At 64.3% G+C, this 10,006-nt stretch carries 10 protein-coding genes; 9 read left to right on the forward strand and 1 reads right to left on the reverse strand.

Annotation, left to right across the window (positions count from 1 at the left end; translation table 11 throughout):
- The 9 genes from F0415_RS12420 to F0415_RS12460 form a co-directional block, all read left to right on the forward strand.
- Nucleotides 1–204 (forward strand): transposase (locus F0415_RS12420; protein ID WP_149861538.1); only part of this gene is annotated, 204 nt, incomplete at its 5' end.
- 43 nt (nucleotides 205–247) lie between these two features.
- Complete coding sequence (gene clpK, locus F0415_RS12425) at nucleotides 248–3,097, forward strand: heat shock survival AAA family ATPase ClpK (protein WP_149861539.1); 2,850 nt, start codon at nucleotides 248–250, stop codon at nucleotides 3,095–3,097.
- 17 nt (nucleotides 3,098–3,114) lie between these two features.
- Entirely contained in the window at nucleotides 3,115–4,545 is a 1,431-nt protein-coding gene (gene cls, locus F0415_RS12430) for a cardiolipin synthase (RefSeq protein ID WP_149861540.1), read from the forward strand.
- A gap of 27 nt (nucleotides 4,546–4,572) precedes the next feature.
- Entirely contained in the window at nucleotides 4,573–6,456 is a 1,884-nt protein-coding gene (gene ftsH, locus F0415_RS12435; RefSeq protein WP_149861541.1) for an ATP-dependent zinc metalloprotease FtsH, read from the forward strand.
- Nucleotides 6,453–6,893: a thioredoxin TrxC gene (trxC, locus tag F0415_RS12440; RefSeq protein WP_009238721.1), complete on the forward strand. Its 441-nt coding sequence runs from the start codon at nucleotides 6,453–6,455 to the stop codon at nucleotides 6,891–6,893. The genes ftsH and trxC overlap by 4 nt, the downstream gene beginning before the upstream one ends.
- 75 nt (nucleotides 6,894–6,968) lie before the next feature.
- A complete protein-coding gene (locus F0415_RS12445; protein WP_149861542.1) occupies nucleotides 6,969–7,439 on the forward strand; it encodes a phosphate-starvation-inducible PsiE family protein in 471 nt (156 codons plus the stop codon).
- A 7-nt stretch (nucleotides 7,440–7,446) separates the two neighbouring features.
- Nucleotides 7,447–8,412, forward strand: coding sequence for a zinc metalloprotease HtpX (locus tag F0415_RS12450; RefSeq protein ID WP_149861543.1), 966 nt, complete (start codon nucleotides 7,447–7,449; stop codon nucleotides 8,410–8,412).
- Nucleotides 8,413–8,435: 23 nt separating this feature from the next.
- Nucleotides 8,436–9,590 carry a S1C family serine protease gene (locus tag F0415_RS12455; protein WP_149861544.1) on the forward strand — a complete coding sequence of 385 codons (1,155 nt, stop codon included), beginning with the start codon at nucleotides 8,436–8,438 and terminating at the stop codon, nucleotides 9,588–9,590.
- Between the two features lie 95 nt (nucleotides 9,591–9,685).
- The gene (locus F0415_RS12460) at nucleotides 9,686–9,886 is read left to right on the forward strand and encodes a hypothetical protein (protein WP_210244196.1); all 201 of its coding nucleotides are present in this window, start codon (nucleotides 9,686–9,688) and stop codon (nucleotides 9,884–9,886) included.
- On the opposite strand, the gene F0415_RS12840 is transcribed toward F0415_RS12460, so the two are convergent.
- Nucleotides 9,822–9,989 (reverse strand): DUF6127 family protein, encoded by a 168-nt coding sequence (locus F0415_RS12840; protein ID WP_342780510.1) that lies wholly within the window; start codon nucleotides 9,987–9,989, stop codon nucleotides 9,822–9,824. The two genes, F0415_RS12460 and F0415_RS12840, sit on opposite strands and share 65 nt — an antisense overlap.
- Nucleotides 9,990–10,006 lie beyond the last annotated feature (17 nt).

Genomic DNA, 10,006 nt, shown 5'->3' on the forward strand with positions numbered 1-10,006 from the left:
ACCAACGGCTTCCTCGAAGCGCTCAACGGCCTGTTTCAGTCCGCCAAGCGCCGCGCTCGCGGCTTCACCCGCTTCACCACTATCAGAACCGTCATCTTCCTGATCGCCGGCAAGCTCGACTTCGCAGCGGTCAACCCTCATGCCCGGCAACCCACTCGAAATTCAACAGAGCCAAAAAACCAGGTGAAGGTCGAGGCGCCGTGACCTTCGGCGCCTCGTCAAATCAGTCCTCTCAAGGAGCATCAGCATGGCCAGAAAACAATGCCAAGTCTGCGGCCAGCCCGCCACGGTGCGGGTGGAAGCCAATCTCAATGGTCGCCACAGCACCATGCTGTTGTGTGACGATCACTATCGCCAACTGGTGCGCCAGCAAAAGCGCACCGTCTCACCGCTGGAAGCCTTGTTCGGCTCGCGCAGCGGGCTGTTCGAAGACTTCCTTGGCAGCGACTTCTTCCGCATCGGTGACGACGCACCGTCCATGGCGGCCGATACCGACGAGGTCGTCGATGCCTCGTTCGGCGAACCCGCCCCGGCCGGTACGGGCACCGCGCGCCGTCGCGGCAGTGGGCTCGCCAGCCGTATCAGTGAACAGTCCGAGGCCCTATTGCAGGAGGCCGCCCGACACGCTGCAGAGTTCGGGCGCGCCGAAGTCGATACCGAACACCTGCTGCTGGCGCTATCCGACAGCGACGTGGTCAAGACCATCCTGGGGCAGTTCAAGATCAAGGTCGATGACCTCAAGCGCCAGATCGAATCCGAAGCCAAGCGCGGCGATAAGCCGTTCGAGGGCGAGATCGGCGTGTCGCCCCGGGTCAAGGACGCGCTCAGCCGTGCTTTCGTGGCCTCCAACGAACTCGGCCACTCTTATGTCGGGCCGGAGCATTTCCTGATCGGGCTCGCCGAGGAAGGCGAAGGTTTGGCGGCCAACCTGCTGCGCCGTTACGGCCTCACGCCGCAAGCGCTGCGCCAGCAGGTAAGCAAGGTGGTCGGCAAAGGGGCCGAGGATGGCCGCGCCGAGACGCCGACCAACACGCCGGAACTCGACAAGTATTCGCGCGACCTCACCAAGATGGCGCGCGAGGGCAAGCTCGATCCGGTCATCGGCCGCGCGCAGGAGATCGAGACGACCATCGAAGTGCTGGCCCGGCGCAAGAAGAACAACCCGGTGCTGATCGGCGAGCCCGGCGTCGGCAAGACCGCCATCGTCGAAGGGTTGGCGCAGCGCATGGTGGCCGGCGAAGTGCCCGAGACGCTGCGCGACAAGCGTCTGGTCGAACTCAACATCAACGCCATGGTGGCAGGCGCCAAGTACCGGGGCGAGTTCGAGGAGCGCGTGCAGAAGGTGCTCAAGGAAGTGACCGAGCACCAGGGCGAGCTGATTCTCTTCATCGACGAGGTGCACACCATCGTCGGTGCAGGCCAGGGTGGCGGCGAAGGCGGGCTGGACGTGGCCAACGTGTTCAAGCCGATGATGGCGCGCGGCGAACTGAACCTGATCGGCGCTACCACGCTCAACGAGTATCAGAAGTACATCGAGAAGGACGCCGCGCTGGAGCGTCGCTTCCAGCCGGTGATGGTGCCCGAGCCGACGATAGCGCAGACCATGATGATCCTGCGCGGCCTGCGCGACACCTTCGAGGCGCACCACAAGGTCAGCATCACCGAGGATGCGATCATCGCCGCCGCCGAGTTGTCGGACCGCTACATCACCGCGCGCTTTTTGCCTGACAAGGCCATCGACATGCTCGACCAGGCGGCCGCACGCGTGAAGCTGTCGGCCACGGCCCGCCCGGTGGCGGTGCAAGAGCTGGAGTCCGAACTGCACCAGCTGCGGCGTGAGCAGGACTATGTGGCGGCACGCAAGCAGTACGACAAGGCCGCCGAGCTGGGCAAGCACATCGAGGCCAAAGAGGCCGAACTCAAGAAGCTTGTCGAGGAATGGGAACGCGAGCGCGCCTCGGGCAGCGCCGAAGTCAAGGCCGAGCATGTCGCGCAGATCGTCTCGCGCCTGACCGGCATTCCGGTCAACGAGCTGACGGTGGAAGAACGCGAGAAGCTGCTGCATCTGGAGCAGCGGCTGCACGAGCGCCTGGTGGGCCAGGACGAAGCGGTGCGCGCGGTGGCCGATGCCGTGCGGTTGTCGCGCGCGGGCCTGCGCGAAGGCAGCAAGCCGGTGGCGACTTTTCTGTTCCTCGGGCCGACCGGCGTGGGCAAGACCGAGCTCGCCAAGGCGCTGGCCGAGTCCATCTATGGCGATGAAGGTGCGCTGCTGCGCATCGACATGTCCGAGTACGGGGAACGCCATACCGTGGCACGCCTGGTGGGGGCGCCTCCGGGTTATGTGGGCTATGACGAGGGCGGCCAGCTCACCGAGAAGGTGCGGCGCAAACCCTACAGCGTGTTGCTGCTGGACGAGATCGAGAAGGCTCACCCCGACGTCTACAACATCCTGCTGCAGGTATTCGACGACGGGCGGCTCACCGACGGCAAGGGCCGGGTGGTGGATTTCACCAATACCATCATCATCGCCACCTCGAACTTGGGCTCGGACATCATCCAGCGTCGGCTGAAGGCCCGTGGCGCCGCCGGCGAGGAATACGAGAAGACCAAGTCCGAGGTGATGGACGTGCTGCGCGGACACTTCCGCCCCGAGTTCCTCAACCGCATCGACGAGATCATCGTCTTCCATGCGCTGGGCAAGGAGGAGATCCGCCATATCGTCGGCCTGCAGCTCGATCGTGTGGCCCGCAACGCCGCCAGCCAGGGCGTGACGCTGACCTTCGACCAGACCTTGATCGATCACTTCGCGGAGAAAGGCTACAAGCCCGAGTTCGGCGCGCGTGAGCTCAAGCGGCTGATCCGCAGCGAGCTGGAGACGGCACTGGCGCGTGAGATGCTGGGTGGCGGTATCGGCAAGGCCGATCACGTGAGCGCCCGCTGGGACGACAAGGCCGAACGAGTGGTCTTCGAGCGCCAGGAGCCACCCGCGAGGCCGGCCGAGCCTGAGAAGCCCGATGCCGCGAACGTGGCCGAGACGCCGCCGAGCGACGCGAGCAAGCCTGCGCGCAAGAAGAAGTCAGCGGGCGGCGAATCTTGAGTCATGGGGAGGCTGTCGTGTCCGACCCCAACGTGCTGACATGGGCAGCCACCCTCGTGTCGCTGGCGGTCGCTATCCCCACAGCGGGGCACGCGGTCATCTACAAGCGTGACCCTCGATCGGCCACGCTGTGGGTGCTGCTGATCGCGCTGTTGCCGCTGGGCGGTTCGCTGCTGTATGGGCTGTTCGGCATCAACCGTTACCAGCGGCGGGCGCGGCGGCTGTTTCCGGGGGCAGATCCTGCTGTTCGGCAGGACCTCGCGCCTACGATGCCCCAGGCTGTATCGGCGCCGTTTGCCGGCCTGGCGCACCTGGTGGGACGTGCCACCGGCCAGTCGCTGACCAGCGGCAACCGCATCGAGCCGCTTGTCGATGGCGAGCAGGCCTACCCGGCCATGCTCGCCGCCATCGAATCGGCGCGGTACAGCGTCGCCTTGGCCTCGTACATCTTCGACAGCCAAGGCATCGGGGCGCAGTTCATCGATGCGCTGCGCCGGGCTCATGAGCGCGGCGTGCAAGTGCGGGTGCTGATCGACGACGTCTATGCCCGCTGGTCGCCCCGCAGCGCCTACCGCGCCTTGCAACGCGCCGGCGTTCCGGCAGCTACGTTCAACCCGACGTTGATTCCCGCGCGCCTGCATGCCGCGCATCTGCGCAATCACCGCAAGCTGCTGGTGATCGATGGCGAGACGGGTTTCACCGGTGGCATGAACATCTGCAGCCCGTATTGGCGGCCCGATGCGCCGGAGCAGGCCTGTCACGATTTGCACTTTCGTCTGCGCGGGCCGGTGGTTGCGCATCTGATGCGGTGCTTCACCGACGATTGGTGCGATACCACGGGCGAGCGGCTCAGCAAGGGTTTCTGGGGCGAACCGCCCGCAACGGCTGATGAGCAAGGAACCTCTTGGGCGCGCGGCATCGAGGCCGGTCCCGATGAGGCCCTGGACAGGATGCGCTGGACCTTCATGGGCGCTTTGAGCGCGGCGAAGCATTCGGTGCGCATCTGGACACCTTACTTCGTGCCCGATCAGCCGATGATCGCGGCGCTGAGCACGGCCGCGTTGCGCGGCGTGCGCGTCGAGGTGCTGACGCCCGCAAACGGCGACCATCCCACGGTGCAATGGGCCGCGCGCGCCCACTACTGGCAGGTGCTGGAGCACGGTGTACGCATCTTCGAACGGCCTGGCCCGTTCGACCACAGCAAGCTGATGCTGATAGACGGCCAGTGGTGCTGCCTGGGTTCGGCCAATTGGGATGCGCGCAGCCTGCGCCTCAACTTCGAGTTCAATGTGGAGGTGTACGACACCGCGCTGTCTACGCGGCTGGAATCCCTTTTTGATGCCGCTCGTGATGCGTCGGGCGAGATATCGGCGAAGGCGTTGCGCGCCCGCCCGCTGGCCATCCGCTTGCGCGACGGGGTGGCCCGTCTGTTCACCCCCATTCTCTAGCGGCACGACTTGCGAGGAACATTGCCCATGGAAAAGAAAGATCAATGGAACATTGGCTACTGGATCGTCGCCGGCCTGTTGCTGCTGACGCTGCAGAACTACTGGCAGGCGGCCAAGACCGTCGAGCCCGTGCCCTACAGCGAATTCGAGAAGGCGCTGGCCGAGGGGCGCGTCGCCGAAGTGCTGGTGTCGGACCGCACGGTCACCGGGCGCCTGAAATCGCCGGACAGCCGGGGCAAGACCACCATCGTGGCCACTCGCGTCGAACCCGACCTGGCCGAGCGGCTGTCCAAGTACGACGTGCCCTATGCGCGGGTGGTGGAAAGCACTTGGCTGCGTGATGTGCTGTCCTGGATTCTGCCGGCGGTGGCCTTCTTCGGCGTCTGGTTCTTCCTGTTCCGCCGCTTCGCCGAGAAGCAGGGCATGGGCGGCTTCCTGAGCATCGGCAAGAGCCGCGCCAAGGTGTTCATGGAGAAGAACACCGGCGTCACCTTTGCCGATGTCGCGGGTGTCGATGAGGCCAAGGCCGAGCTGGTCGAAATCGTCGACTTCCTGAAGAACCCGCAGGATTACGGCCGCCTCGGCGCGCGCATCCCGAAAGGTGTGTTGCTGGTTGGCCCGCCCGGCACGGGCAAGACCCTGCTGGCCAAGGCCGTGGCGGGCGAGGCCGGGGTACCGTTCTTCTCTATCTCCGGCTCGGAGTTCGCCGAGATGTTTGTCGGCGTGGGCGCGGCGCGGGTGCGCGACCTGTTCGAGCAGGCGCGCGGGCAGGCGCCGGCCATCATCTTCATCGACGAGCTCGATGCGCTGGGCCGCGCGCGCGGCGTCGGCGGCCCCATCGGCGGCCATGACGAGCGCGAGCAGACCCTCAACCAGCTGCTCACGGAGATGGACGGCTTCGACAGCTCGGTCGGGCTGATCATCCTCGCCGCCACCAACCGCCCCGAAATCCTCGACCAGGCGCTGCTGCGCGCCGGTCGCTTCGACCGTCAGGTGCTGGTGGACCGGCCCGACAAGAAGGGACGGCTGGACATCCTGAAAGTCCACGTCAAGAAGGTGACGCTGGCTCAGGATATCGATCTCGAACAGGTGGCTGCGCTGACCACGGGCTTTTCGGGTGCAGACCTCGCGAACCTGGTCAACGAGGCCGCGCTGGCCGCGACCCGGCGCAAAGCGTCCGCCGTGGAGTTGCAGGATTTCACCGCCGCCATCGAGCGCATCGTGGCGGGCCTGGAGAAGAAGAACCGAGTGCTCAATCCCAAGGAGCGGGAAACCGTGGCCTATCACGAGATGGGGCATGCGCTGGTGGCGCTGGCGCTGCCCGGCACCGACCCCGTGCACAAGATCTCGATCATCCCGCGCGGCATCGGCGCGCTGGGCTACACCTTGCAGCGCCCCACCGAAGACCGCTTCCTGATGACGCGTACCGATCTCGAGCACAAGATCGCCGTACTGCTGGGCGGGCGTGCCGCCGAAAAGCTGGTGTTCGGCGAGTTGTCTACCGGGGCGGCGGACGATCTGGCGCGAGCCACCGACATCGCCCGCGACATGATTACGCGCTTCGGCATGGATGAGGGCTTGGGGTACGTTGCTTTTGAGGCACAGAGGCCGCGTTTTCTTGATGCGCCTGAACTGGTACAGGGTGGCTGCCGGGTAGCCGAATCGACTCAGACACGCATCGATCAGGCCATCCGCGACATCGTGATGGGCGTGTTTGATCGTGCATACCGAATTCTCGAAATTAACCGAGAAGTGCTGGAGCGGTGCGCGCGCGAACTGCTCGCACGGGAAACGCTGGATGAATACAGCATCCGGCAACTGACGCAAGGGCTACAGCTCGAATCCCCATGTCACAGCGGCCCAACTGCCGGAGCCATTACTTCCTCTGTGTCCCAAGGAGCCACCTCATGAGTGACAGCATTCATATCGTCTGCCCACACTGCCAATCCATCAATCGCGTGCCAGCCAACAAGTTGGCAGAGAAGCCCAATTGCGGGCGGTGCCAGCACCCGCTGTTCACCGGAGAACCCATTGATCTGACCACAGCGACCTTCGCCCGTCATCTGGAGCGCAGTGACCTGCCGCTGCTGGTTGACTTTTGGGCGCCGTGGTGCGGACCGTGCAAGATGATGGCGCCGCAGTTCGAGCAGGCAGCCTCCCTGCTTGAACCCAAGGTGAGGTTGGCCAAGGTAAATACCGAGGCCGAGCCTCACCTGGCCGCCCAGTTCGGTATTCGCAGCATTCCAACCCTGATTTTGTTCCGAGGGGGACATGAGGTTGCACGTCAGGCGGGCGCCATGGGCGCGCAGGACATTATGCGCTGGGTGGCTTCGCAATTGCCCCGGTGATTCAGGTGTGATCGAGTCGTACTCTCGGACTCTCCGTTCCATTAACGTTTCATTGAAAGAGAGAGCACAACGCTTATGCATAAAGAATCTGGCCACACGGCCCTTGACGAGATGCGCTCCCAGTGGCAGTTGATGACGGTTTACGAGCGCTTCGAGCAGGTGGTTGCCATCACGCTTTCGGGCGTTATCGCGGTGGTCATTGTGATCTCGCTGATTCAGTTGATTTGGCTCGTCTTCACGATGCTCGTCATGGATGCGCTGAATCCACTGGATCATAAGGTTTTCCAGCTGGTGTTCGGTGCCACCATGACGCTGCTGATCGCCATGGAATTCAAGCATTCGATCGTCAAAGTGGCTCTGCGCAAGGAGGGCATCATCCAGGTCAAGACCGTCATTCTGATCGCGATCCTGGCACTGGCCCGCAAGTTCATCATCCTAGAACCCGACGCTGATCCTGCCAAAGTGGCCGCGCTGGCGGGGACGGTACTGGCCTTGGGTCTGACCTATTGGCTCATGCGTGAACGCGATGACCGCAAGAGCGAGTAATGGAGGCATGACCCCCTATGGTCTAGTCGGCCGACACGATGCCAGGTCGAGGCACCGCTGGCTCAATCGCTTTCAAACCGCGCTGCTGGTTTTGACCCTGGTGGGGATCGCGGCTGCCGCTGGCAGTCTGCTGTTCGGCGAGATTGGCCTTTGGCTGGCACTGGCAACATGCGCATTGACCCTGCTGATCGAACCTGTCGCCGCCTCCGCGATGACCTTGCGTCTGTATGGCGCCCGTCCCTTGCGCCCTGATGAAGCCCCCGCAATCTGGTCGTTGCTGCGAGCGCTCGCAGCTCGCGCAGGATTGCCGAACACGCCGGTTCCGTACTATGTGCCCAGCGACATCGTCAATGCCTTTGCCACCGGCTCCAGGCGCCTTGCCTCCATTGCCCTCACCGATGGCCTGCTCCGCAGCCTGAGTATGCGCGAACTGCAAGCCGTGCTGGCGCATGAAGTCGCGCACATCGCTCAAGAAGATCTTCGTGTCATGGGCTTGGCCGATTCGATCAGCCGGCTCACGAACCTGCTGGCGTTGTTGGGTCAGGTCGCGCTCCTGATCAGCATGCCAGCCTTGCTGGTCGGTGCAGCAGAAATTAACTGGATTGGCTTACTGTTGTTGGCCGCTTCGCCGCAACTTGCACTGCTCGCACAGTTGGGTCTGTCACGTGTGCGAGAGTTCGATGCCGACCGGATGGCAGTAGAGCTGACGGGAGATCCGCACGGGCTCGCCTCGGCGCTGGCGAAGATCGAGCGGGTGAGCCGCTCGTGGCGAGCCTGGTTGTTGCCCGGCTGGGGGAATCCCGAACCGTCCTGGTTGCGCACGCATCCGGCGACAGAGGATCGTATCGCGCGCCTGATGGCGTTGGCGCCTCAGCCATCGCAGGCCCTGCCGTTCCAAACGGAATATCTCGCGCCAAGGTCGTTCGCCCCGATGCGCCCGGCACGCCGGGGCCTGAGCGGCCTTTGGCGCTAAATCACTCGAAAGGAACCCCCGCCATGGCTTACCACGATCCTTACCCACAACGCCCAGCTCCGGATCATTTCGTCCGGCGGTGGCTCTTCATCACTGCGTGCGTTGCCGCACTCATGCTGTTCTGGCAGTTCCTGCCCGCCATCGAGGCCTGGTTCAGCCCGCGCCAAGCCGCTGAGCGCACCGTCACGCCGCGTGGCGATCTGGCCGCTGACGAACAGGCCACCATCGAACTGTTCGAGAAATCCCGGGCATCGGTGGTCTACATCACGACGTCCCAACTGGTACGAGATGTCTGGACGCGCAACGTCTTTTCCGTGCCGCGCGGGACGGGTTCGGGTTTCATCTGGGATGACGCCGGTCATGTCGTTACCAACTTTCATGTGATTCAGGGGGCGTCGGAGGCCACTGTCAAACTGGCCGACGGCCGCGATTACCAAGCCGCGCTGGTCGGGGTGAGTCCGGCCCACGATATCGCGGTGCTCAAAATCGGCGTCGGTTTCCAGCGCCCGCCCGCCGTTCCGGTCGGCACCAGCGCAGACCTCAAGGTGGGACAAAAGGTGTTCGCCATCGGCAACCCCTTCGGCCTGGATTGGACACTCACCACCGGCATCGTGTCCGCGCTCGATCGATCGCTGCCCGGGGAATCTGGCGGAGTGACCATCGAACACCTGATTCAAACCGATGCCGCCATCAACCCCGGCAACTCGGGTGGACCGTTGCTCGATTCGGCCGGCCGCCTGATCGGCATCAACACAGCGATCTACAGCCCTTCCGGTGCATCGGCGGGGATCGGCTTCGCCGTGCCGGTGGACACGGTCATGCGTGTGGTGCCACAACTCATCAAGACCGGCAAATACATCCGTCCGGCGCTTGGGATCGAGGTAGACGAGCAGCTCAACCGCCGATTGCAGGCGCTGACCGGCACCCAAGGCGTGTTTGTGCTCCGCGTCGCCCCTGGCTCAGCGGCGCAAAAGGCGGGGCTGAGCGGTATCACCGTTGGCCCCGAAGGTATCGTGCCGGGAGACCGCATCACAGGCATAGACGGCGCTCCCGTCGACGATGTCGCCAAACTGCTCGCACGGCTTGACGACCGAAAGGTAGGAGATGTTGTGGTCTTGTCAGTTGAGCGGGCCGGTAAACCACGGGAAGTGCGCGTGGAGTTGCAACCTGGCGCCTGATCTGGAGTTGAGGACTTCTGGGGATCAAGCGGCGCAGCGGGCGCAAGCTGATCACGCTGCCGAACGGCGAAACCGCTCCCGTAAGGCCGTGGGATATGACACCGACGCCGCTCCAGTTGGCGCTGGCCAGGGGGCACCGCTGGCTGGCCATGCTGGAGTCGGGGGAAGCGACGTCACTGAAGGAGATCGCCGCGCGGGAGGAGATCGACAACAGCTACGTGAGCCGGATGGTCAACCTGACCACGCTGGCGCCGGACATCGTGGCCGCGATCCTGGACGATACGCTGCCGTCGTGACCACCTTGATGGTGGTCTGCCACGCGGTACGGCGCGCGTCGCGCCACGCTTCCAGCAGATCGCGCAGCTCGCGGAGGTCGCGTGCGGCGTGGCCGTTCTCCAGCCCGAGATGGGCAAGGC

Origin of the sequence: Arenimonas fontis, assembly GCF_008386465.1 — a bacterium.
In the GTDB taxonomy this organism is placed as follows: Bacteria; Pseudomonadota; Gammaproteobacteria; order Xanthomonadales; family Xanthomonadaceae; genus Arenimonas; species Arenimonas fontis.